The following is a 22,882-nucleotide window of genomic DNA, read 5'->3' on the forward strand; positions in this document are numbered from 1 at the left end:
CGTCAGGGATTAGACGCCCGCAGGTGCTGGCGTGCCGCGAGTTCGTCATCGTCGACGAGAACAAGCATGGGTTGGCCCGGTACGCAAAGCATCGTGACGACGAAACGAACCTTGACGTCGTCTCGGTTGTTGCCGTCCTGGTAGTGGATGACGTCACCACCCGGTTCCCAGAACGCCTCTCCGGCGCGGATCGCCCGCGGCGGCTCACCCTCGAGCTCGAACAGCATTTCGCCCTCGAGCACGTAGCCGAAGGCCGGACCGCTCGGGTGCCGATGCGGGGGAGCGCCGCGGCTGCCAGGCCCGTATTCGACAACAACCGTCATGGCGTGGGCGTCCTGGGAGATAAATGGCGGTTTGACTTCCTGCACCACGGTGAAGGCTTTCTCCCAATTCGGGTCCCAATTGTGGTCTGAGTTTTGCGCCACAGATATCTCCTTTGATCGACCCTAGGAGATCATGCTTGCACGCGCAGCCGGCTTTCGATAACGGTCAGCGCCTGCTCGGCCCAACGAATGTTCTCTTGTTCGAACGCGATTCCACGCAACAGCGTGAGGTAGGGCCCGATTCGTTCCGCCTGCGCGAAGTACTCCTGTTCGGTGCGGCCGTCCAACAAGCGTGTGCGGAATCGTTCGTAGCGATCCAATTTCGCTCTATCCCACTGCAATCGCTCGAGGACGAAGTCTCGGACGGCCACGGCATTACCGGCGTCGACGGCCGCGACCTTGACCAGCAGCTCATCGCGGAACACGGAAGGTTTCGGTGCCCGGGCGGTGAAGTCGTGAATGGCTTGCCGGCCGGCCTCGGTGAGTGAGTACATCCGTTTGTTGGGCCGGCGCTCCTGATGAACAACACGCGCCTGGATCAAGCCGCGCTGGGCGAGTTGATCCAGCTCGCGGTACAACTGCTGCGGGGTAGCCGTCCAGAAGTCGGCAACGGAGGCATTGAATCGCTTGGCCAGGTCGTATCCGGACGCTTCGCCCTCCAGGAGCGCGGCCATCACTGCATCGCGGAGCGACATCGGGCGATCGTACAACAAGCAATAGTCAACAAAGTGACTAACAACGCATAGACACCTGCGCCAACAGGCTCTAACGTCAAGCAGACCTACTCAACAAGTTGACTATGCGAGGTTTCGTGAGCTCTCAAAATCCGTTCCGCAAGGCGGTCGAGGAGCGCGACGAGTCCGCCATGCTTGCTTTGCTGGCCGATGACGTGGTGTTCACCAGCCCGGTTGCGTTCAAGCCCTACGCCGGCAAACCGATCACCGCCGCGATTCTGCGCGGCGTGCTGCGGGTCTTCGAGGACTTCCGCTACGTCCGGGAAATCGGCGACGACAAGGGCCGCGACCACGCTCTGGTGTTCGAGACCGGACTCGTCGGCGTGCCGGGGATGAAGATCACCGGCTGCGACTTCCTGCACTTCAACGATGACGGCTTGATCGACCAGTTGATGGTCATGGTGCGCCCCCTGTCGGGCGCCAAGGCGCTGGCCGAGTTGATGGGCGCGCAGTTCGACCGGATCCAGCAGGAGGCTGTCGAGTTCGCCGGCGCGCAGGGGGTCTGACCATGCGAATCGGCCTTTCGATCAACTACGCCGGCGGCTTCAAGGACGTCGCCGCCGACGTGGCCGACCTGGAGCGCGCCGGCCTGGATGTGGTGTTCGTCCCGGAGGCGTATTCGTTCGACGCTGTGAGCGCGCTCGGCTACCTGGCCGCCAGCACCGAACGGGTCGAACTGGCGTCGGGCATCCTGCAGCTGTACACGCGGACGCCGACGCTGACCGCAATGACGGCGGCCGGTCTGGACTACGTCTCCGACGGCCGGTTCATCTTGGGCCTGGGCGCTTCGGGTCCGCAGGTCATCGAGGGCTTCCACGGGGTGCCCTACGACGCGCCGATCGGCCGCACCCGCGAAGCCATCGAGATCTGCCGTCAGGTGTGGCGCCGTGAGCGTGTCCAGTACCAGGGCAAGTACTACACCGTCCCGCTGCCACCCGAGCGGGGAACCGGCTTGGGCAAGCCGTTGAAGCTCATCAACAAGCCTGTGCGGGAACGGATTCCGATACTGATCGCGGCGCTCGGGCCGAAGAACGTGGAGTTGGCCGCCGAGATCGCCGAGGGCTGGCAGCCGATTTTCTACCTGCCCGAGAAGGCCGGGGACGTATGGGGCGAAGCACTGGCCGCCGGGCGGGCCAAGCGCGACCCCGCGCTCGGCGACCTCGAGGTGTATGCCGGGCCCTCGCTGGCCATCGGCGAAAACGTCGAGCCACTACGCGAATTCGTCAAGCCGCACCTGGCACTGTACATCGGCGGAATGGGCGCCAAAGGCAAGAACTTCTACCACGCCTTGGCCACCAAGTACGGATACGGGCCGCAGGCCGACCGCATCCAGGAGCTGTACCTGTCGGGCGACAAGGAAGGCGCCGCCAAGGTGGTGCCCGACGAGCTCGTCCGCGACATCAACTTGATCGGTTCGCCGGGATTCGTCAAAGAACGGGTGGCTGCGTTCCGCGAGGCCGGCGTTACCACGTTGACCGTTGCGCCCATCGCGGGCTCACTGGCTGAACGGGTGAAGTTGATCGAGGAACTCCGCGGGTTGGTCGACTAAATCCCTGCGGCGTCGGCGATTTCGATGCCCTTGTGCACCAGGGCATCGATCCGCTCGGCAGTGGGCGTCCCGGACGCCGCCTTGTTGAGCGGCTCGTCCATCGCGCGGCGCATGACGCCCTCGGCGATGATCGCCAGCCGCCACAGCCCGAGCACGTGGTAGTACTGCAGGGCGGCCGCATCTCGGCCGGTCTCCTCCAGATAGAGCCGCGCCATCTCGGCGCGATTCGGAAAGCCCTCCAACGTCGACGGCGCAAAGTCACCGCCGGTCGTCTCGCCCGGTTCCACCCAGAAGGTGAGCAGGGTGCCCATGTCCGCCAGTGGATCGCCAAGGGTGGACAACTCCCAGTCCAAGGTCGCGACGATTTCACCGTTCTCCCGTGAGGTGATCAGGTTGCGGAGATGAAAATCCCCATGCACCAAGGCGAGTTCGCGTTGCTCGGGAGCGGCGGCGACGAGCCGACGCGTCAGGGCGTCAAGTTCCGGCAGCTCGCGGGTCTTGGACAGCTCCCACTGGCCCGCCCACCGTTTGAGTTGGCGTTGCACATAGGGCTTGTGACTGGACAGGTCTTCGAGACCCACCTCCGCGAGGTCGACGGCGTGAATCTTGGCCAGGGTGTGCGGCATTGACAAGGCGGTCTGCCGACGCCGTTGCGGGGTCAACGATTCGGCGATCTCCATGGTGTCGATCACCAGACCATCGACGAACTCCATCAGCACCAGCGGCACGTCGGAGAACTCCGGATCCGTTGTGACACCGAGGATTTGCGGGACCGGTACGTCGGTGTCGGCCAAGGCGGCAATGATCCTGGCCTCACGGACCACGTCATGTGCCGATGCCAGCAGGTGGCCCAAGGGTGGTCGCCGCAGCACCCAAGCGCGCCCGTCCGCGTCCGTCACGCGATAGGTCAGGTTGGATTGGCCGAGCCCCACCCGCAGGAACTGCAGCGGTGGCTTGACGTCGATTTCCAGCGCGGCCAGCCAGCGCGACACCGCCTCGACGTCGACGCCCGGGATGTGCTTCGCGTCAGGCATGGGAGCCATGGGCCGCGCCGTCCCGGTACTTGCGTAGCTCCTGGCTGGCGATGGTGCGTTTGTGCACCTCGTCGGGCCCGTCGGCCAGTCGCAAGGTGCGCAGGTGGGCCCACGCCATCGCCAGGGGGAAGTCGTCGGTCACCCCGCCGCCGCCGTGGACCTGGATGGCGCGGTCGACGATTTTGAGCGCGATGTTGGGCGCGGCCACTTTGATCGCCGCGATCTCCGTCCGCGCTTCCTTGTTGCCGACCGTGTCCATCAGATAGGCGGCCTTGAGGGTCAGCAGCCGGATCATCTCGATTTCGATGCGGGCTTCGGCGATCCAGTCCCGGATGTTGGCGTTTTCGCTGATCGGCTTGCCGAAGGTGACCCGCGCTTGCGCTCGCTTACACATGAGTTCCAGGGCCCGTTCGGCCATGCCGATGGCGCGCATGCAGTGATGGATGCGACCGGGTCCCAGTCGGGCCTGGCTGATCGCGAAGCCCTCACCCTCGCCCTTCAGCACATCCTTGGCCGGCACCCGCACATCGTGGAAGTCGATTTCGGCATGGCCTTCGCGGTCCTGATAGCCAAAGACCGACAAATTGCGCATGACGGTGACGCCGGGTGCGTCGATCGGCACCACCATCATCGATTGCTGGCGATGCGGGGCAGCCGTCGGATCCGTCTTGCCCATCACGATCAACACTTTGCAGTTGCGGTGCATCGCGTTGGAGGCGAACCACTTCCGCCCATTGAGGATGTAGTCGTCACCGTCCCGGACCATCGACATCTCGACATTGGTTGCGTCGGAACTGGCCACTCGGGGTTCGGTCATCGCGAAGGCCGACCTGATCTCGCCGTTGAGCAATGGCTTGAGGTATTTCTCTTTGTGCTCGTCGGTGCCGAACAGGGTGAGCACCTCCATGTTCCCGGTATCCGGGGCGCTGCAATTGCACGCTTCAGACGCCAGATGGCTGCGGCCCATGATCTCGGCCAATGGCGCGTATTCGAGGTTCGTCAGTCCCGGACCCCATTCGGGATGCGGGTGAAAGAGGTTCCACAGCCCCCGCTTTCGCGCTTCGGTCTTGAGCTCCTCCAAGATCGGCGGATGGAAGTGCGGGTCACCGGCCTCCCGCATCTGCTCGTCGTAGACGGGTTCGGCCGGGTAGACATGCGAATCCATGAACGCCAGGAGATCTGACCGGTATTGTGCAGCGCGCTCGGACACATCGAACAAGGACATCGGAACCTCTGAATCTCGTGAGGGCGGCCGACGACGTTGAGACGGCCTAGCTCCTTTCCTACACCGACCCATTTGCGGCTTCCGAAGCACATCCTGTCGGCGTATGAAAAGAAGCATGAAGACGACAGCCGCGGTCCTGTTCGAGGTCGGCAAACCATTCGAGATCATGGAACTCGACCTCGATGGTCCCGGCCCGGGGGAAGTCCTGATCAACTACACCGCGGCTGGACTGTGCCACTCGGACCTGCATCTCACCGACGGCGACCTGCCCTGTCGATTTCCGATCGTCGGCGGCCACGAGGGCGCCGGCGTCATCGAGGACGTGGGTCCCGGGGTGACGAAGGTGAAGCCGGGAGACCACGTCGTGTGCGCCTTCATTCCCAGCTGCGGCCACTGTCGCTACTGCTCGACCGGCAGGCAGAGCCTTTGCGACATGGGCGCGACCATCCTGGAGGGCTGCATGCCGGACGGCTCCTACAAGTTCCACCGCGACGGAACGGATTACGGCGCCATGTGCATGCTCGGCACGTTCGCCCAGAAGGCCACCATCTCTCAGCACTCGGTAGTCAAAGTCGACGAGTGGCTGCCGTTGGAAAGCGCGGTCCTGGTCGGTTGCGGAGTGCCGACCGGGTGGGGCAGCGCCATCTATGCCGGGAACGTCCGCGCCGGGGACATCACCGTCATCTATGGCATCGGAGGCGTCGGGATCAATGCCGTCCAAGGCGCGTTGCACGCGGGCGCCAAGTACGTCATCGTCGTAGACCCCGTCGCATTCAAGCGCGACGCCGCGCTCAAATTCGGTGCGACACATGCCTTTGCGGACGCCGCCGCAGCTGCCGAGAAGGTTGTCGAGCTGTCCTGGGGTCAAATGGCGGATCAGGCCATCGTCACCGTCGGCACCGTCACGGAAGAAGTGATCTCGGCGGCGTTCGACATCGTCGGAAAGGGCGGCTCGGTTGTGGTCGTCGGTCTCGCCAACCCGGAGAAGGCGACCGTGCACATTTCCGGTGCCATGCTGACCCTCACCGAAAAGACAATTCGGGGTTCGCTATTCGGCTCCGCCAACCCGCAATACGACATCGTGCGGCTGTTGCGGCTCTACGACTCGGGACAGTTGAAGCTCGACGAACTCGTCACCACGAGGTACCGCCTCGAAGACATCAACCGGGGCTACCAAGACCTGCGGGACGGCAAGACCATTCGCGGCGTCATCATTCATTGATGTTGGCTCGGCTATCCTTCCGAGTCGCTATCTATCCGCGTCGCCCGCTCGACCCGATAGAGTTTGACCTCGGCGCTCATACCTTTGAGCCGTCGTGCTCCCATGGGGAACCATTCGAAGTCCCCGGCGCTGCCTATTTCGTCGCGCGTGGTCGCGGTGAGCAGCACCGTGCCCGGGCGTGCGCTCGCGGTGACCCGACTGGCCAAGTTGACCGCGCTGCCGTACCAGTCACCCGCCCGCGTCACGGCTAGACCAGAAGCAACGCCAATCCGCAAGGGCGGCAGGTCGTTTGCCGCTGCATCCGCCAACTCCAGGACGGTCTGCACCAGCAGCGCAGCGTCCGAAGACACAAACATCACCGCGTCGCCAATCGACTTCACGAACTTCACCGGTGGGGCCGCCGCGTCGTGGGCCAACTCGGCGAACCGACTGGCCACACGTTCGAGGTCTTCCGCCGGCAGCGCCTCGCCCAGTCCGGTGAATCCGGCCATGTCGGCGAACGCCACGCTGACTGGCCGCGCCCCCGGCAAGGTTCCGGCCGCGCGTTCGGCCGCGTTGACGGCCTCCATCTCGACCGTGTGCCGCAGCTCCATTCGCACCAGGTCGTCCATCATCGGTGCCAACAACGGCGCCGCCACTTCCGAGAGTTGCTCGGAGGCCCGGGCCAGGTCGATCTCCGAATATCCCGGCCGCAGCAGGTTTTTGAGCGCCGCCTCGCGCATCATCGCCGCGGCCTGACCCAGGCTCAGGACCAGCACCCGCATGACGGCCACCGTTTCTTCGGGGTCGTAGCCGAGGTCGAGTATGGCTTTCGCGTGCTTGACCGCCTCGGCGTCGGCGCGCGGCAACACGGCCGCGTCCGGATCGTCGATCCTGGGCAGGCCGATCGCACGATGCATGCGCTGCAACAAAGTCAGGTCGATCCCGGTGGACTCGCAGATCTCACGCGCCGAGACGAGGGTCCCGTCGTCACCAAGAACCCGGTAGGCGGGCAGCATCACGGGTGCGGTCGACGAGCGAATGTGCTCGAGGCTGAATCCCCGGTCCAGCAACCAGGCGATCAGTTCGGCCCGGTCGCGGCGTGCGTCGCCCTCAAGGCCGTCAAGCAGGCCCGACGCCTCGATGTCGACGTCAGCCGCCATGTCACCCCATCAACCCTGCCGCCGACCCGGGTTCATTCACGCGATTTCGCCAAGGCCTCGTTGAAAGTCTCGCTCGGGCGCATGACCGCGGCGGCCTTGTCCTCGTCCGGGTAGTAGTAGCCGCCGATGTTGACCTCTTTGCCTTGGACCTCGTTGAGCTCGGCGACGATCTTCTCTTCGTTCTTGGCCAACGTGTCGGCGAGCTTGGCGAAGTGTTCGCTCAGTTCCTTGTCATCGGTCTGGGCGGCCAGCTCCTGGGCCCAGTACATGGCGAGGTAGAACTGACTGCCGCGGTTGTCCAACTCGCCGGTCTTGCGGGACGGGCTTTTGTCGTTGTCCAGCAGCTTGCCGATCGCGGAATCCAGTGTCTTGCCGAGGATCTCGGCCTTTTTGTTGCCGGTCTTCATGCCGATGTCCTCGAAACAGGCGCCCAGGGCCAGGTACTCGCCGAGCGAATCCCAACGCAGGTGGTTCTCTTCCAGCAGCTGATGGACGTGCTTGGGCGCCGAACCGCCGGCCCCGGTCTCGTACATGCCGCCGCCGGCCATCAACGGCACGATCGACAGCATCTTGGCACTGGTGCCCAACTCCAAGATTGGGAACAGGTCGGTGAGGTAGTCGCGCAGGATGTTCCCCGTCGCGGCGATGGTGTCGAGGCCGCGCACCAGGCGTTCCAGGGTGTAACGCATGGAACGCACCTGCGACATGATCTGAATGTCCAGGCCCTCGGTGTCGTGGTCCTTCAGGTAGGTCTGGACCTTCTTGATGAGCTCGTTCTCGTGCGGACGGTAGGGGTCCAGCCAGAACAGCACCGGCATCCCGGAGGCGCGGGCCCGGGTGACGGCCAGTTTCACCCAGTCACGGATGGGCTCGTCCCTGACGATGGGCATGCGCCAGATGTCGCCCTCTTCGACATTCTGGGTGAGCAGCACTTCACCGGTGTCGATGTCGACAATGTCGGCGACGCCGTCCTCGGGGATCTCGAAGGTCTTGTCGTGCGAGCCGTACTCCTCGGCCTGCTGCGCCATCAGCCCCACGTTGGGGACGGTACCCATCGTCGTCGGGTCGAACTGTCCGTTCGTCTTACAGAAGTTGATGATCTCCTGGTAGATGCGGGAGAACGTGGATTCGGGGTTGACGGCCTTGGTGTCCTTCTGCCGCCCGTCGGCGCCGTACATCTTGCCGCCCGCCCGGATCATCGCCGGCATCGACGCGTCCACGATGACGTCGCTGGGCGAGTGGAAGTTGGAGATGCCCTTGGCCGAGTCGACCATCGCCAACTCTGGTCGGTGCTCATGACAGGCGTGCAGGTCGCGGATGATCTCGTCGTGTAGCGACGCGGGCAGCGACTCGATCTTGTTGTACAGATCCACCAGGCCGTTGTTGACGTTGACACCCAGTTCGTCGAACAGCTTCTGGTGCTTTGCGAAGGCGTCTTTGTAGAAGGTGCGGACCGCGTGGCCGAAGACGATGGGGTGCGAGACCTTCATCATGGTTGCCTTGACGTGCAGGGAGAACATCACGCCGGTCTCGTACGCGTCCTGCATCTGCTCTTCGTAGAAGTCGATCAGGGCCTTCTTGCTCATGAACATGCTGTCGATGATGTCGCCCTCGAGGAGCTCCACCTTCGGCTTGAGCACCAGCTCCTCGCCGCTCTTGGTTTTCAGCACCATCTTCACGTTGCGTGCCCGGTCCAGGGTCATCGACTTCTCGCCGTGATAGAAGTCGCCGTGCTTCATGGTCGCGACGTGGGTCCGCGATGCCATCGACCACTTACCCATGCTGTGCGGGTGCTTGCGCGCATACTCCTTGACCGCCTTGGGCGCCCGACGGTCCGAATTGCCCTGGCGCAGTACTGGGTTGACCGCGCTTCCCAGGCAATTGGCGTAACGCTTGCGGAGTTCGCGCTCCTTGTCGGACTTCGGGTCCTCCGGGAAGTCCGGGATCTTGTAGCCCTTTTTCTGCAGCTCCTTGATGGCGGACACCAACTGCGGCACCGAGGCGCTGATATTGGGCAACTTGATGATGTTGGTGTCCGGTTCCTGCGTCAGCTTGCCCAGTTCGGCAAGGTTGTCCGGCACGCGCTGCTCGTCGGTCAGTTCGTCCGGGAACTCGGCGAGAATGCGGGCCGCCAGCGAGATGTCACTCGGCTTGATCTTGATTCCTGCTGGTTCGGCAAAGGCGCGCACCACTGGCAAGAAGGCGTAGGTCGCCAGCATCGGCGCCTCGTCGGTCAGCGTGTAGATGATGGTCGGCTGCTCGGCGCTCATGTGGTTTTCTCCCGGCGGCATTGTCGGTCAGATTTCTTGAAGGGCCCTGCGTGGTAACCGCGGCTACCAGTATCGCGGCTGGACGACCGCAGGTGATGGTCGGGGTGCGGTGTTCATCGGGTTCGTAACCCGTCGAGTGCCACCTCGGTGACGCGCTCGGCCAACTCGGCGTTGTAACCCTGCATGGCCTGGCAACCGACCAACAGGGTCTTGACCTCGGGCACGGTGATGTCCTGGCGCGCGGTGCCGCTCCGCTGAGCCGCCGTCAACAGGTCTCCGAGCAAACCCAGGAACTCCTCCTCGGCCTCGGGAACGGCGCTGTTGACGTCGATCCCGACGCCGGCCAGCGCCTCCACCAAGCCACGGTCGGCGGCGCCCCACTGCAACACCATCGACCGGATGAACGCGAAAAGCGCCTCACCGGGCTGCTCGGCCTGCGCCAGGGCGTACCCGTCAGCGATGATGTGCCGCATCCGGTCCGCGATCACCGCCTGGAACAGGGCCTCTTTGGTCGGGAAGTGCCGGTACACCGTGCCCGCGCCGACGCCGGCCCGCTTGGCGATCTCATCGATCGGCACCGACAACCCGTCAGACGCGAAGGTCTCGTAGGCGACCTCCAGGACGCGGGCGCGGTTACGAGCCGCGTCAGCACGCACTGGCCGTTGAGCCAAGCCACACCTCCTCGCGAATCGACCATTGACAAAACGGGGCGCTCGTTCCGTATAGTTCTAGCCAAGCGGAGCGGTCGCCCCGTTTAGGAGATCATAGCGAGGAAATTCCCATGACGACATGGACCACCACCGACATTCCCGACCAGACCGGGCGCACCGCCATCATCACCGGCGCGAACACCGGCCTGGGCTTTGAGACCGCCGCCGCGCTGGCCGCTTACGGCGCGCGAGTCGTGCTGGCCGTGCGCAATCTCGAGAAAGGCAAGGAAGCGCGGGCCCGCATCACCGCGGCCACCCCGGGCGCCGACGTGGAACTGCAGCAACTCGACCTGACGTCGTTGGCGTCCGTGCGTGAGGCCGCCGAACAGCTGCGTTCCGACTACTCCAGCATCGACCTGCTGATCAACAACGCCGGCGTGATGTACACGCCGAAGTCGACCACCGCGGACGGCTTCGAACTGCAACTCGGCACCAATCACCTGGGCCACTTCGCCCTGACCGGCCTGTTGTTGGATCGCCTGCTGCCGGTGCCCGGTTCGCGGGTGGTGACGGTCAGCAGCGTCGGCCACCGCATCCGCGCCGCAATACATTTCGACGACCTGCAGTTGGAACGCGGCTACAACAGGGTCGCCGCCTACGGGCAATCCAAGCTGGCCAATCTCCTGTTCACCTACGAACTGCAGCGTCGGTTGGCGCCCAGCGGCAGGACAGTGGCGGTGGCGGCCCACCCGGGCGTCTCCAACACTGAATTGGCGCGGAACATGTCGCGACCTATGGTCGCGGCCACCGCACTCTTCGCGCCGTTGTTCCAAGATGCCGACATGGGCGCGCTGCCCGTGTTGCGCGCCGCGACCGACCCGGGCGTCCTCGGCGGGCAGTACTACGGCCCGGACGGGTTCGCCCAGATGCGCGGCTACCCGAAACTCGTGGCATCGAGTGCCCAATCGCACGACGTCGCTCTTCAGCGGCGACTGTGGGCAGTGTCCGAAGAGCTGACCGGGGTGATGTATCCGCAGCTGACACCGGCATAAACGGCGAGGACGAATGGTTTCACCCACCATGACGCAGGCCCGCGAAGCCAAGGAGTGGATAGCGCAATGCGAGACCCTGACCAGTCGTCGGGGTCATCGCATCGCCTATCGTCGCCGTGGGCTCGGGCCCACGGTGCTGATGCTGCACGGATTCCCCACGTGGTCATACGATTACGCGCAGGTCGCCGACGACCTCGCGGCCGACCACGATGTGATCACCCTGGAACTGGACCGGTCCGCTGCGGCTGGTGTGGGGACTTGACGATCCGGTGTCGGGGCGCCACGTCCTGCAGGAGGCGGTCACCCTGCTACCGCGGGCCGAAGTCACCGAACTGCCTGGCGTGGGACACTTTCCCCCGTCGGAGGCCCCGGGTGCCGTGGCGGCCGCCGTGCGGGGACGGGCGCTGGCATAGGCACATCGTGGCGGCCCCTTGAGGGCTCGCGGTCAACACTCGACGATGTTGACCGCCACGTTGATCGCCAGCCCGCCGGCGGACGTCTCTTTGTACTTGGTATGCATGTCCGCGCCGGTAGCGCGCATCGTGTCGATGACCTCGTCGAGGGTCACGCGATGAAATCCGTCGCCGCGCAGCGCTATTCGCGCGGCGTTGATGGCCTTTCCGGCCGAGATCGCGTTGCGCTCGATGCAGGGTATCTGCACCAGGCCGGCGATCGGGTCGCAGGTTAGCCCCAGGCTGTGTTCCATAGCGATCTCGGCGGCGTTCTCCACCTGCCGGGGCGTACCGCCGAGGATCTCCGCCAACCCGGCAGCGGCCATGGCCGCCGCAGAACCAACCTCCCCTTGGCAGCCCACCTCGGCTCCCGAAATCGAGGCCCTCTCTTTGAAAAGGGATCCGATGGCCCCGGCGGTGAGCAGGAACCGCACCGCCACGTCGTCGGGGTCGGTGGTCCCGGCGGGTGTGTAGTGTGTCGCGTAATGCAACACTGCCGGAATGATTCCGGCGGCACCGTTGGTCGGAGCCGTGACGATGCGCCCGCCCGAAGCGTTCTCCTCGTTGACCGCCAGCGCCACCAAATTGACCCAGTCGAGGGCGAATTCAGCGCTGCGATCGGGATCTTCGGCGCTCAGGCGCTCATACCACGTCTTGGCGCGACGGCGGACCTGCAAGCTGCCCGGCAGCAGACCGTCACGCGAGATGCTTTGGCGTTCACACTCGACCATGACGTCGCGCAGATGCAGGAGGTTGCGTCGGACATCTTCCTCGGCGCGGCAGCAGGTTTCATTGCGCAGCGCGACCGCGCTGATCGACAGGTCGAGCTGGTCGCAGATGTCGAGCAATTCCTTGCCGGACGAATAGGGAGACGCAAAGGGTGACGACTCGTCATCGCTGTATTCGGCCTCGCCGGTGACGATGAAGCCGCCTCCGACCGAGTAGTACGTCTCGGTGTGCAGGATGCGGCCGCGAGAATCACTGGCGGTAAACGCCATACCGTTGGGGTGGGCGGGTAGCACCACGTCGGGATGGAGACAGATATCCTGCTCGGTCAAGCGGATCGGCACGACGCCGTAAATCCATGTGGTGCCGGTAGCGGCGATCTCGGCGAGTCGGCGCTCCTTCACCTCGGTCGTAATCGTCTCCGGTCGAAAGCCTTCCAAGCCCAACAGGATGGCCGGCATGGTGCCGTGGCCCGCGCCGGTGGCCGCCAGGGATCCGAACAGGTCCACCCGCAACGTGGTGACGGAATGCACTTGCCCAAGGTTGCGCAGGGTGGTGACGAACTCGTTCGCTGCGCGCATCGGACCGACCGTATGGGAACTGGACGGCCCGATGCCGACGGTGAATAGATCGAAAACGCTGATGGTCACGGCTGTCTCAAGATCAGACCCGCGAGTAAAAGGGCGTCGGAACGACGCGGAAGGGTTCGTCGGAGCCCCGAATGTCCACGGAGACAACGGAGCCGAGTTCAACTGAGCCGGCGGCGACGTAACACATCGCGATTGGGTAGCCCAGAGTGGGTGACAATGCGCCGGAGGTGACAGTACCGATTCGGTGCGCACCGCCCATCGTGTACACGGCGTATCCGGTCCGCGCGGCACGCTTGCCGATGCCCTGCAGCCCCACGAGATTCCGCAGCGGTCCCCATTTGGCATACTGTGCGAGCGCGTCGCGGCCCACGAAGTCCTTGTCGAGCCGCACGGTCCTGCCCAGCCCGGCGTCGTACGGGCTTGTCTCCAAAGACAACTCGTTACCGTAGAGCGGCATGCCCGCCTCCATTCGCAGCGTATCGCGGCAAGCCAGACCTGCCGGGACGACGCCGTGGGCCGCACCGGCGTCCAACAGCAGCCACCACAGGTCGATGGCGCGGTCGTTGGAAACGTACAGTTCGAAGCCGTCTTCACCGGTATATCCCGTGCGGGCCAACAAGATCGGCATAGTGCCGATGCGCAACTCCGTGGCCGCGTAGTACTTGAGCCCGGTCACCGTCCGCACGTGTGTCGGGTCGATGATCCTGCAGAGGACCCGCTCTGCGACGGGTCCCTGCAGGGCGATGAGCGCCATCTGGGCGGAGCGGTCGGTGACCGTGGCATTGAAGCCGGCGGCCCGCTGGGTGAGTGCGGCGTGAACAGCCGCCGTATTGGCCGCGTTGGCGACCACCAGGAAGCGGTGTTCGGCCAGTCGGTAGGCCACCAGGTCGTCCAGCACGCCGCCGTTCTCAGCACACAGCAACGAGTACTTGGCTTTACCTGTTTTGACGGCGCCGAACGAGCCGACGAGGGCGTAGTCGAGTACCGCCGCCGCGTGGGGTCCGACGATCTCGATCTCGCCCATGTGGGACAGGTCGAACAATCCCGCGGCCGAGCGGACGGCGTGATACTCGGTGAGCTCGCTGCCGTAGCGAACCGGCATCTGCCAACCGGCGAAGTCAGTGAAACGGGCGCCGAGCGCGCGGTGCTCGTCGAGGAGAGGCGAACATGCCGCCAAACATGGGCGCATCGTCACAGTCATCTCAGTGCCTTGTCTCTGGAAACGGTTGCGGTGGAATCGGTTTCGGCGGGCCCGGACTATCCGGGCTGGGTGCGCCCTCCCCGCTCTGTCCTGAAACCTGAGAGTCTGGGCCGCGCACCGGGCGCAGCCGTACACCTTCGGTAAGTCCGGGCAAAGCCGGCCTTGTCTCCAGAGTCGCCTCGGCGCTGCGGTACTTGGGCCTGAGAGATTCCCGGGGAGGATATTGCTCCTACGGCACCTCGACGTGGAGGTTCTCCCGCAGCGCGTCAATGACATTAGATTCACTTGTGTATCTGATACGAATATAAGTCATACCTGGGCGCCATGTCACGGGTGCAGTCATGAGGCGCCCGTCACACCGGAAGGTCACGCCGCCGCGTGGTCAGACATTGATGACGATGGCGGTGATGTTGTCCGGCCCGCCGGCCTCGTTGGCGGCCTCGACCAGAGCAGTGCAAGCATCCTCGGGCACGGGATGTGACGCCAGTATCCGCTCCAACGACGGTTTGTCGACCACGCTGTAGAGGCCGTCGCTGCACAGCAGGATCCGATCGCCGGGCTCCAGACTCACCGCGGAGCTGTCGGGCAACGCGCGGGGCAGCATCGCCACATGCCGGGTCAGCGTGTTTCGTGCCGGGTGCCGGTCGGCGTCCGCGACGTCGACCTTGCCCGCTTCGATCAGCTCCCGCAGCAGATTGTGATCGCGGGTCAGGCACTGCAATACCCCGTCGCGGAACAGGTATGCCCGGCTGTCGCCCAGATGGGCCACCGAAAGGCGAGAATCCGTGATCACCGCCGCTACCACGGTGCTGGTGGCACCGGCGGCACGGGCATCGGTGCTCGCGTACGCACGAAAGTCGTCACAGAAATCCTCGATCGCACGGCCGAGCGCCTCCGGCTCGGTTTCGCCGGTTTCGCCGGTCTCGCCGGTCTCGCCCTCGATGTCGGGTTCGAGATGGCGGGCGACGTACCTCGGGAGCAGTTCGGTTACCAGGGCGGCGGCCAGTTCGCCATCGGTGCTGCCCGCCACTCCATCGGCGACGATGAACAGCGACTGGTCCGCATCCGCGGCCCACCGGTCCTGGTTGTTGCGTCGATGACGGCCGATGTCGGTGACGCCCGCGAATTCCACAAGGCACAACGTTAAGCCTTCTGTGCTCGAGCACCTGCGTATTGGCGACGGTGAATGACGCACGGGCAGCGATTAGGCTTACTTTTTGCTGGCGTGGGTACTGCTGGGACGCGGCGGTCCACGCGATCTACCCGCTTGAGAGTGTGTCCGTCTGCCGACGAGGAGCTCCGTGGCCACTGCCTCCCGCACAGCGGGCGCCGCCCGGAATCCGTCCGTCACGGACGAGCAACCGCGTACACCAGCAGACTGGCAGGGCTGGGCTTCCGTCGCGCTCGCGGTCATCGGGTTCGCCGTGTGTCTTTGGGCCTGGCGAACGGGCGGCGGCGCGATCACGTTGCCGTGGGTGCCGTCGCTCGACCTGCACCTGAGTTTCGCGTTCGACGGACTCGCCGCCCTGTATTCGATGCTGGCGTGCGGCATCGGCGCCTTGGTGTTCTGCTACGGCACGGGCTACCTGTCGCTGCACCTCTCCCACAAACACCTGCCCGTGCGCCACCGGTGGCGATTCTGGCCGTGGATGGTGCTCTTCGCGGTGGCGATGGTGGGCCTGGCGACCGCCCAGGATCTGATCCTGTTGTTCCTCTTCTTCGATGTGACCGCGATCTGCTCGTACTTCCTGATCGGTTTCGATCGGGACGAGCCGCTCGCCCGCAGGGCGGCGCTGATGGCGCTACTGGTCACGGTGGCCAGCGCCGTGGCCATGCTGATCGGCGCCGTGCTGCTGTACGCCCACTACCAGACCTTTTCGATACCCGAGTTGCTCGACCGCGTCGAGCCCGGAACGACGACGACGATCGCCGCGGCGCTGCTCGCGCTCGCGGCGTTGGCCAAGAGTGCGCAGGTGCCGTTGCACTTCTGGCTGCCCAAGGCGATGGCGGCCCCGACCCCGGTCTCGGCGTATCTGCACTCGGCGGCCATGGTCGCCGCGGGAGTTCTCGTCCTTGGCCGGGTGCATCCATTGCTGGCGCACAGCAGGATCGTGCTGACGGGCCTGCTGGTGGTCGGGGTGGCGTCCATCGTCGTCGGGGGCATCCTTGCGCTGGCCCAGGACCGGCTGAAACAGGTGCTGGCCTACTCGACCATCTCGCAGTACGGCTACGTGGTGATGCTGTACGGCGTCGGCGGCGGCACCGCGGCCGGCGCAGCGGCCTTTTACGTCTTGGCCCACGGCGTGGGCAAGAGCGCGCTCTTCATGACGGCGGGCGCGGTGACGATGTCGACCGGGGAGCAGCGCCTGTCCCGGCTCGGCGGCCTGGGCCGGCGCAGGCCGCTGCTGGCCGTTGCGGCCTTCCTTGCCGCGGCCAACCTGGCCGGGTTGCCCATGACGGCAGGGTTCTTCAAGGACGAGCTGTTCTTCGAGGCGGTGGCCGGCGCCGGGCCGGTGCCGGCCACCCTGGCCGTTCTGGCCGCGGCCCTGACCCTGGCCTACATCGGGCGTTTCTGGGTGCTGTTGTTCCTGGGCCCGCTGCGTATCGAACCCGAGCCGACACCACGCTTGCTGACGGCTCCCGTCGTCGTCTTGGCGGCCGTCGGCGTGATCGGCGGGCTGGTGCCCCAGCTGCTGACTGGCTTGGCCGCAGACGCCGGGGCCGTCACCAACGCCGCGCCGATACATCTGTCGCCCGCCTACCACTTGGACTCCCGGCCGGCGAACCTGATGGCGCTGAGCGCTTGGGTGTTGGGGCTTTCGCTGTTGGCCGTGCCGCGCCTGCGGAATGCGGTGTCGCGTGCGCTGGCGCGAATGGGCGAGCGAGCCGGGCCGTTGCGGATCTACACCCGGGGCCTGCGCGCGCTCGCGCGCCTGTCCGCGGCGATCCACGACGTTGAGGTGCGTGACCTGCGGAGCAGCGTCGCGGCGGTGCTCGTTCCGGCGGGTGTGCTGACCATGTTGGCGTTTGTCGTCACGCCGACGGCCGGGCAGTACGTCGTCGGCCGCGTGCACGGTGTCGACTGGCTGGTCCTGCCGTTGCTGGGTTTGGTCATCACCGCGACGCTGGCGACCGCGTGGGCTCGGGCCCGGGTGGGAATGGTGTTGGCGCTGGCGGTGGTGGGCTTCGCCCTGGCCACGGTTTACGCGCTACTGGCAGCGCCCGACATTGCATTGGTGGCTGTCCTCGTCGAGACGATGATCACCCTCATCTTCATCGCCGCGTTTTTCCGCCTGCCCAAGGACGGGCCCGTCCAGGAGCGCAACGGACTCGCCGGGGCCGTGGTGGTGCCACGCAGCGGCCGCCCGCGTCGGCGAGGGCGCAGTGTGGCGGCCGGAATCCTCGCGGGGGTCACCGCCTTCGCGACCGTCTGGGGCTTCCTGTCTTCGCCGACACGGGCGCCGGGCGTGGCCGACGAGTACATCCGTCGCACGCCCAGCGCCCACGGGCAGGACGTCGTCACGGTCATCATCACCGACTTCCGCGGCCTGGACACCCTCGCCGAAATCACGGTGCTGCTCATCGCCGTCGTCGGTGTGGCAACTCTGCTGCGCGGCGGAAAGCTCTGGTGATGCGCAGAGACGTGGTGCTGCGAGTCGTGGCGCGAGTGTTGTTGGGCCCGAGCCTCATGGTGGCCGCTGCCCTCATCGTCAAGGGTTACGTCGACGTCGGAGACGGGTTCGCCGCCGGCATGGTCGTCGCCCTGGCGGTCGCGTTGAGCTACGTCGCGCTCGGGGCTGCGCAAGCGGAGGAAAGGTTGCCGCTCCTGCGATTCGCTCCACACGCTGCCGTGGGGGGTCTACTGATCTCGCTGGTCGTGGGGTTCGCCCCGCTGATCTTTGAAAAGCCCCTGTTCAGCCATTTCCCGGGACCCGGCCAGCGGGTGGTGACCATCGGCTCGTTGGAGTTGTTCACCCCGCTGATCTTCGACATCGGGGTCTTCCTGCTGGTTTTCGGAGTGATGACGATGCTGCTGCACCAGTTCGGCGACCCCGAAGACCCCGTTCGGAGACCGGCCGATGACGTGGACGAGGGAGGCGAAGCCCGGTGATGCTCGCGTTCGCTGCCACCGCCGCCGTGCTTTTCGGGGGAGGCGCGTACCTGCTGCTGCAACGTGACCTGGTGCGCATGGTCGTGGGGGTCGCCCTCGTCTCGCAGGCTGCAGTGGTGGCGCTCATCGGCGCCAGCCTGACCCGCGGACAGGCGCCCATCTCCCCTGAAGCCGGGGGGCCGGTGAGTGACCCATTACCGCAGGCGCTGATGTTGACGGCGCTGGTCATCGGGCTGGCCACCCTGGCGTTGCTGCTAGCACTCGTACACCGCGCCGTGGTGGTCTTCCGGACGGCACAGAGCGACGAACTGGCCGCACAGGAGAGCAGGCACGAGGAGCGGCTGCAGCGTGACCGGCAGCGGGATACCAGCGAGATGACGTGATGACCTGATGTCCCTGTCGCTAGCCTTGCTCGTGCCCTGGGCCGCGGGCACTCTGCTCATAGCGCTCGACGGCCGTCGCCGCTATGTGGCCTGGTCGGCCGTCGCGGCACTGGTTGCCACCCTGGTCGCGATCGTCTTTCTCACCTTCGACGCGCTCTCGCCCGGTCCCGAACAGGTGACGACAGGTGGCTGGCAGGCCGGTGTGGGCATCGTCCTGCGGGCCGACGCGCTGGGGGTGGCGTTCGCGCTGGTGTCCGTGCTGGTGCTGATCTTCGCGGTCGCCAGCGAGGCTATCGTCGGTGTCCATTCCCGCACTTTCCCAGGCCTGGTGGTGCTGCTCGCCGCTGGCCTGACTGGGCTCTTCCTGACCGCCGACGTGTTCAACTTCTACGTCTTCTTCGAAATATCGATGATCGCGTCCTACGCGCTCACCACCTATGGCGGACTCGTTCGCCAGTTGCGGGCCGCGCTGATCTTCGCCGCGGTGAACCTCCTCGGTTCGTTCGTCTTCTTGATCTCCGTCGCGGGGACCTACCACATCACGGGCGCGCTGGCCATGTCCGACGTCGCGCAGCGGATCCACGACGCCGGTCCGAACGCGACGCTGCTGGTGGCGGTCGGATTCTTCGTCGCGTTCAGCGTCAAGCTCGGCCTCTTCCCGTTTCACTTCTGGTTGCCGACGGTCTACACCGGAACGCGTCCCGCGGTCGCTGCCATCCTGAGCGGGGCCGTGGCCAACATCGGCAGCTACGGTTTGCTGCGCTTCGGCGCCGGCTTGTTCCCCGACGAGCTGCGGTTGGCGGCAACCGCGATCATCGTGCTGGGCGTCGCGTCGATGCTCTACGGCGGTGTCGTGGCGGTGTCGCGCGGTGACGTCGTCGAGACGCTCGCCTATTCCGCGATCGGCCAGGTCGGCTACATGCTGATCGCGCTGGGCATCGGCGGCTCGATCGGGCTGGCAACGGCCGTCGTCTACAGCATCATCAACGCCGTGAACAAGGGCGTGCTTTTTCTCGCCGCGGGGCTGCGGGGGCCGCTGGTGGCGGCGGCATTTGCGATTGGGGCATTCAGTGTCGCCGGCGTGCCTCCGGCCGCCGGATTCATTGCCAAATTGGAAGTGTTTCGCACCGCGGTCGCCGCCGGAAACCCAGTCCTCCTGGTTCTGCTGGTCGTCGGCAGCGTGCTTTCGCTCGTGTACATGTTCCAGGTCTATCAACGAAGGTTCTGGCGTCCCGCAGATCCGTCCGCCGCTGTTGTCGAGGTCAGTGCGCTCCCGGCGCGGGCGCTCGTCCTCGGCTTAGCAGTGCTGGTCCTGGCCGCCGGCCTGGCGGCAGAACCCTTGCTCAGCCTGTGTCAGGACGGCGCCGATGTCCTGCTGAGGAGGTTGTAGATGATTGGCCTCGCGGTCCGCCTCGCTGGGCTCACCGCCGTCTACCTGATGTTCTTGACGAGTGTGGAGCCGGGCGACGTCGTCGTCGGAGTCGTGCTTGCGCTGTTGCTCGCCCTAGGCGAGGCCTTCCTCCTCGGGCCCGACCGGTGGGCGCGACGGCACTCGGCGGCGACCGTCCTGCGCCGCCTCGCCGGCCTGCCCGCGCTGATCGGATTCACGGTGCTGGACATGTGCCGGGGAAGTTGGCAGGTGGCCCTGCACTGCCTGGGTCTGCGACCCATAGCGCCGGGCTTTGTGACCATCCCGATCCGTCCGAATGATCCGGTGTCCGCCACCGCCTGGGCTATCCGGGTGGGGTTGTCGCCGGACACCGTCGTTGTCGATGTCGACGAGGAGCAGGGCACGCTGGTGCTGCACGTGTTGGACGCCTCCGACCGCGCTGGGGTGATTCAGGATCAGCTCATCTCCTACCGGCGCGCACAGCGGCGCGCATTTCCCTGATCGCCATGCCTGCCGTCCTGCTCCTCGTCGCCGTGGTGTGGAACACGCTGCTGCTGGTGGCCGGTGGTCTAGTGCTGCTACGAGCCCGCGACGTGCACCAGCGGGTGGTCGCCCTGGACCTGCTGGCCGTGCTCGTGGTGTCCCTGCTGGCTTTGTTGTGCTACCTGCTGGACGAGTCCTACTACCTGAACGCGGCGGTTGCGTTGGCGCTGTTGTCTTTTGTCGCGACGGTCGCGGCCGCTCGCTATCTGGGATCGGGAGGGCCATTCGAGTGATCTCGTTGCTGCTGGACATCCTGGGCGCGGCGCTGCTGCTCGTGGGCCTGGTGCTGCTGACCATCAGCGTCTACGGCATCCTGCGGATGCCCACCACGCAAAGTCAGCTGCACGCGCAAGGCCTGGCGACAGGACCGGGCGTCATCGCCGTCCTGGCGTCTTCAATCGCGACCAAGAACGCGTCCATCATCGCCATCGCAACTCTCGCCATCGTCTTCGTCGTGCTGACCTCGCCCACCTCGGGGCACGCCATCGCCCGGTCCGCCCGCCACCGCCACGAATCCGCCGCGCCCGAGGACGACTCGCCGGACAGGCCCGAATAACAATGGCTGCTGTGGAGGGTTGCTGTGACGGCCACTAGGTCAGCGGGACGCCCGCGTGACGCATCAATCGACGAGCGAGTGTTGTCGGTGACCCGTGAGCTGCTCGTCGAGGTCGGGTGGGACGCACTGAGCATGCGGCTGATCGCCGCCCGGTGTGGGGTCAGCCGCTCGAGCTTGGACCGTCGCTGGTCGTCGAAGGCGGAGCTCGTGTTGCACGCCATCCTCGGCGCGACCCCCGATCTTGCGCCGTTCGCGGGTACCGACCGGTTGGGCTGGGTGGACTGGGTGGTGCGCGGCAGCCAGCAACTTTTCGCCCGTCCCGAAGTGAAGGCGGCCGTCCCGGGACTCCTCCTCGCGATGGGCGAGAATGACGAATTGCGCAAGAGGATGTGGGCAGACTTCAGCGGGCCCGCGGTCGCGCTGTTCAGCGGCGACTCCGATGACACGAGCGATGCCGCGCTCGATGCGCGGGCCGTCATTGCGATGGCCGCCGGTGCCGCCCTGTTTCTCACCACCATCGCCGTCGAAGACGACACCGATGCGTTACACGCCCGTGTCGCTCGGTTCCTCGCGGACGGGATGTCCGGGAAATGACGCGATGATCGCCTCGACCGGCGACCGCCATTCGATCCCAAGGTCCCGAAGGGTGCGCGAATCGTCGGTCGGCGTCGCCGCGGTGAGCAGCAGCGCGGCCTCATAGCTCAACCCGTCACCCATGGGGACGATGCTGGACAGGGCTTCCGCGATCCTGCTCGCTCCCCGAAACAATGCCGGGTGCAATGGGATCCGAACGAATCGGCGGCCAGTGCCGCGTTCCAGGGCGTCGATCATTTCGTCGAAAGTCAGCAGCACCCCGCCGCAGACATAGCGCCGTGGACCGCGGCCCGGCGTCATCAGCGCGGCATGGACGTCGGCGACATCACGAACGTCGATCATCTGCATCCCGCCGCGCAGGCGAGGCGCCACACCGAACCGCACGAGTGGGGCCCAGCCACGTTCGGTGACGCCCGGCGCCGTATGGAATGCGGGCCCGACGACGCTGGAGGGATAGGTGATGACGACGGGCGCCCCCTCGGCTTGCAGTCGCCGCGCGACCCGGTCGGCGTAGCCCTTGGTCTGTGCGTAGTCGCTGCGGCCGTCCGCCGTCGGCGTATCGGGTCCGATGATCCCGTTCGGGGGCGGGAAGAGGGCGCTATAGCTGCTCACCATGACCACCGGATCGAGACCCGCACCTACCGCGTGGGTGAGCACGGTTTCGGTTGCGTAAGCGTTGATTTCCCACATCAGGGTGCTGCGGCGACTGTCGGTGCCGACGACTCCGGCCGCATGTAGGACCGCGTCGCAGCCGTCGAGCAGCGCCTCGATGGTGTCCCGCTTCCGTACGTCCCCGGTGTGGAACTCGATGCCGCCCGCCGCAGCGAACCGGTCGAGTACTGGCGCGCCTTCGGCATCTGGTCCGACCAGCAGACGTATCTCGTGGCCCTGAGCCTGTAGCGTGCGCACGCAGTGAGCTCCCACGTATCCGGTTCCACCGGTGACGGCGATCAGCATGGTGTGCATATTACGGTGCCAATGGCACCGAAATCTATACCGGGTTGGGCCCCGCCGAGTGTCCCCCACGTTCGGCGACGCAATGCCGCAGCGCGTGCGCGCCACGCGCCGGCGAGTGTGTGGGTTAAGTACCCCGGAGTTGCCGCGGAGGGCTAAACGCCCCACGTTCGGCGAGTCG

25 protein-coding genes and 1 riboswitch are annotated in these 22,882 nt (G+C 65.7%); of the genes, 14 read left to right on the forward strand and 11 right to left on the reverse strand.

The window, feature by feature from the left end; all coding sequences use genetic code 11:
• Positions 1–2 precede the first annotated feature (2 nt).
• Both BST27_RS08810 and BST27_RS08815 read right to left on the reverse strand, forming a co-directional pair.
• Positions 3–425, reverse strand: coding sequence for a cupin domain-containing protein (locus tag BST27_RS08810; protein ID WP_069420504.1), 423 nt, complete (start codon positions 423–425; stop codon positions 3–5).
• 29 nt (positions 426–454) lie between these two features.
• The gene (locus BST27_RS08815) at positions 455–1,018 is read right to left on the reverse strand and encodes a PadR family transcriptional regulator (protein ID WP_069420505.1); all 564 of its coding nucleotides are present in this window, start codon (positions 1,016–1,018) and stop codon (positions 455–457) included.
• A 104-nt stretch (positions 1,019–1,122) separates the two neighbouring features.
• Here BST27_RS08815 and BST27_RS08820 point away from each other — a divergent pair, with 104 nt between their 5' ends.
• Together BST27_RS08820 and BST27_RS08825 are read left to right on the forward strand one after the other, a co-directional pair.
• Positions 1,123–1,563 carry a nuclear transport factor 2 family protein gene (locus tag BST27_RS08820; RefSeq protein WP_069420506.1) on the forward strand — a complete coding sequence of 147 codons (441 nt, stop codon included), beginning with the start codon at positions 1,123–1,125 and terminating at the stop codon, positions 1,561–1,563.
• Between the two features lie 2 nt (positions 1,564–1,565).
• A complete protein-coding gene (locus BST27_RS08825) occupies positions 1,566–2,606 on the forward strand; it encodes an LLM class F420-dependent oxidoreductase (protein ID WP_069420507.1) in 1,041 nt (346 codons plus the stop codon).
• On the opposite strand, the gene BST27_RS08830 is transcribed toward BST27_RS08825, so the two are convergent.
• Entirely contained in the window at positions 2,603–3,640 is a 1,038-nt protein-coding gene (locus BST27_RS08830; protein ID WP_069420508.1) for a phosphotransferase family protein, read from the reverse strand. The genes BST27_RS08825 and BST27_RS08830 overlap by 4 nt on opposite strands.
• On the reverse strand, positions 3,633–4,865 hold the full coding sequence (locus BST27_RS08835; RefSeq protein ID WP_069420509.1) for an acyl-CoA dehydrogenase family protein: 1,233 nt from the start codon (positions 4,863–4,865) through the stop codon (positions 3,633–3,635). Before BST27_RS08835 ends, BST27_RS08830 begins: the two co-directional genes overlap by 8 nt.
• Before the next feature lie 115 nt (positions 4,866–4,980).
• Here BST27_RS08835 and BST27_RS08840 point away from each other — a divergent pair, with 115 nt between their 5' ends.
• Complete coding sequence (locus tag BST27_RS08840; RefSeq protein ID WP_069420510.1) at positions 4,981–6,087, forward strand: NDMA-dependent alcohol dehydrogenase; 1,107 nt, start codon at positions 4,981–4,983, stop codon at positions 6,085–6,087.
• Between the two features lie 11 nt (positions 6,088–6,098).
• Here BST27_RS08840 and BST27_RS08845 read toward each other — a convergent pair whose 3' ends face one another.
• From BST27_RS08845 to BST27_RS08855, 3 genes are all read right to left on the reverse strand, one after another.
• A complete protein-coding gene (locus BST27_RS08845) occupies positions 6,099–7,229 on the reverse strand; it encodes an adenylate/guanylate cyclase domain-containing protein (protein ID WP_069420511.1) in 1,131 nt (376 codons plus the stop codon).
• Positions 7,230–7,261: 32 nt separating this feature from the next.
• Positions 7,262–9,499, reverse strand: coding sequence for an NADP-dependent isocitrate dehydrogenase (locus tag BST27_RS08850; RefSeq protein WP_069420512.1), 2,238 nt, complete (start codon positions 9,497–9,499; stop codon positions 7,262–7,264).
• A gap of 113 nt (positions 9,500–9,612) precedes the next feature.
• Positions 9,613–10,170 (reverse strand): TetR/AcrR family transcriptional regulator, encoded by a 558-nt coding sequence (locus BST27_RS08855; RefSeq protein WP_232007343.1) that lies wholly within the window; start codon positions 10,168–10,170, stop codon positions 9,613–9,615.
• 110 nt (positions 10,171–10,280) lie between these two features.
• Here BST27_RS08855 and BST27_RS08860 point away from each other — a divergent pair, with 110 nt between their 5' ends.
• The 3 genes from BST27_RS08860 to BST27_RS32335 are packed head-to-tail and all read left to right on the forward strand — an operon-like array spanning position 10,281 to position 11,614.
• A complete protein-coding gene (locus BST27_RS08860; RefSeq protein WP_069420514.1) occupies positions 10,281–11,201 on the forward strand; it encodes an SDR family NAD(P)-dependent oxidoreductase in 921 nt (306 codons plus the stop codon).
• Positions 11,202–11,214: 13 nt separating this feature from the next.
• The gene (locus BST27_RS08865; protein ID WP_069420515.1) at positions 11,215–11,463 is read left to right on the forward strand and encodes an alpha/beta fold hydrolase; all 249 of its coding nucleotides are present in this window, start codon (positions 11,215–11,217) and stop codon (positions 11,461–11,463) included.
• Positions 11,450–11,614 (forward strand): alpha/beta fold hydrolase, encoded by a 165-nt coding sequence (locus BST27_RS32335; RefSeq protein ID WP_156789283.1) that lies wholly within the window; start codon positions 11,450–11,452, stop codon positions 11,612–11,614. Before BST27_RS08865 ends, BST27_RS32335 begins: the two co-directional genes overlap by 14 nt.
• A 32-nt stretch (positions 11,615–11,646) precedes the next feature.
• Here BST27_RS32335 and BST27_RS08870 read toward each other — a convergent pair whose 3' ends face one another.
• From BST27_RS08870 to BST27_RS08880, 3 genes are all read right to left on the reverse strand, one after another.
• The gene (locus tag BST27_RS08870) at positions 11,647–13,029 is read right to left on the reverse strand and encodes an L-serine ammonia-lyase (protein ID WP_069420516.1); all 1,383 of its coding nucleotides are present in this window, start codon (positions 13,027–13,029) and stop codon (positions 11,647–11,649) included.
• Positions 13,030–13,042: 13 nt separating this feature from the next.
• Positions 13,043–14,170, reverse strand: coding sequence for a glycine cleavage system aminomethyltransferase GcvT (gcvT, locus tag BST27_RS08875; protein ID WP_069420517.1), 1,128 nt, complete (start codon positions 14,168–14,170; stop codon positions 13,043–13,045).
• 178 nt (positions 14,171–14,348) lie between these two features.
• A riboswitch (glycine riboswitch) is annotated at positions 14,349–14,439 on the reverse strand.
• 113 nt (positions 14,440–14,552) lie between these two features.
• Positions 14,553–15,302 (reverse strand): PP2C family protein-serine/threonine phosphatase, encoded by a 750-nt coding sequence (locus tag BST27_RS08880; RefSeq protein WP_069420518.1) that lies wholly within the window; start codon positions 15,300–15,302, stop codon positions 14,553–14,555.
• Positions 15,303–15,471: 169 nt separating this feature from the next.
• Here BST27_RS08880 and mbhE point away from each other — a divergent pair, with 169 nt between their 5' ends.
• The 8 genes from mbhE to BST27_RS08920 are packed head-to-tail and all read left to right on the forward strand — an operon-like array spanning position 15,472 to position 21,747.
• The gene (mbhE, locus tag BST27_RS08885) at positions 15,472–17,802 is read left to right on the forward strand and encodes a hydrogen gas-evolving membrane-bound hydrogenase subunit E (protein ID WP_069420519.1); all 2,331 of its coding nucleotides are present in this window, start codon (positions 15,472–15,474) and stop codon (positions 17,800–17,802) included.
• Entirely contained in the window at positions 17,802–18,281 is a 480-nt protein-coding gene (locus tag BST27_RS08890) for an MnhB domain-containing protein (RefSeq protein WP_079219807.1), read from the forward strand. Before mbhE ends, BST27_RS08890 begins: the two co-directional genes overlap by 1 nt.
• Positions 18,281–18,664, forward strand: a complete 384-nt coding sequence (locus BST27_RS08895; protein ID WP_197518144.1) for a sodium:proton antiporter — start codon at positions 18,281–18,283, stop codon at positions 18,662–18,664. The genes BST27_RS08890 and BST27_RS08895 overlap by 1 nt, the downstream gene beginning before the upstream one ends.
• A 7-nt stretch (positions 18,665–18,671) precedes the next feature.
• Positions 18,672–20,054: a complex I subunit 5 family protein gene (locus BST27_RS08900; RefSeq protein ID WP_083148435.1), complete on the forward strand. Its 1,383-nt coding sequence runs from the start codon at positions 18,672–18,674 to the stop codon at positions 20,052–20,054.
• Positions 20,055–20,555: a Na+/H+ antiporter subunit E gene (locus tag BST27_RS08905; RefSeq protein ID WP_083148437.1), complete on the forward strand. Its 501-nt coding sequence runs from the start codon at positions 20,055–20,057 to the stop codon at positions 20,553–20,555.
• A 5-nt stretch (positions 20,556–20,560) separates the two neighbouring features.
• Positions 20,561–20,830, forward strand: coding sequence for a monovalent cation/H+ antiporter complex subunit F (locus BST27_RS08910; RefSeq protein ID WP_069420523.1), 270 nt, complete (start codon positions 20,561–20,563; stop codon positions 20,828–20,830).
• On the forward strand, positions 20,827–21,153 hold the full coding sequence (locus BST27_RS08915; protein ID WP_069420524.1) for a cation:proton antiporter: 327 nt from the start codon (positions 20,827–20,829) through the stop codon (positions 21,151–21,153). Before BST27_RS08910 ends, BST27_RS08915 begins: the two co-directional genes overlap by 4 nt.
• Before the next feature lie 24 nt (positions 21,154–21,177).
• Positions 21,178–21,747, forward strand: coding sequence for a TetR/AcrR family transcriptional regulator (locus tag BST27_RS08920; protein ID WP_069420525.1), 570 nt, complete (start codon positions 21,178–21,180; stop codon positions 21,745–21,747).
• On the opposite strand, the gene BST27_RS08925 is transcribed toward BST27_RS08920, so the two are convergent.
• Positions 21,697–22,704, reverse strand: coding sequence for an NAD-dependent epimerase/dehydratase family protein (locus BST27_RS08925; protein ID WP_069420537.1), 1,008 nt, complete (start codon positions 22,702–22,704; stop codon positions 21,697–21,699). The two genes, BST27_RS08920 and BST27_RS08925, sit on opposite strands and share 51 nt — an antisense overlap.
• Positions 22,705–22,882: the final 178 nt, after the last annotated feature.

Origin of the sequence: Mycobacterium intermedium (assembly GCF_002086275.1) — a bacterium.
Taxonomy (GTDB): Bacteria; Actinomycetota; Actinomycetes; order Mycobacteriales; family Mycobacteriaceae; genus Mycobacterium; species Mycobacterium intermedium.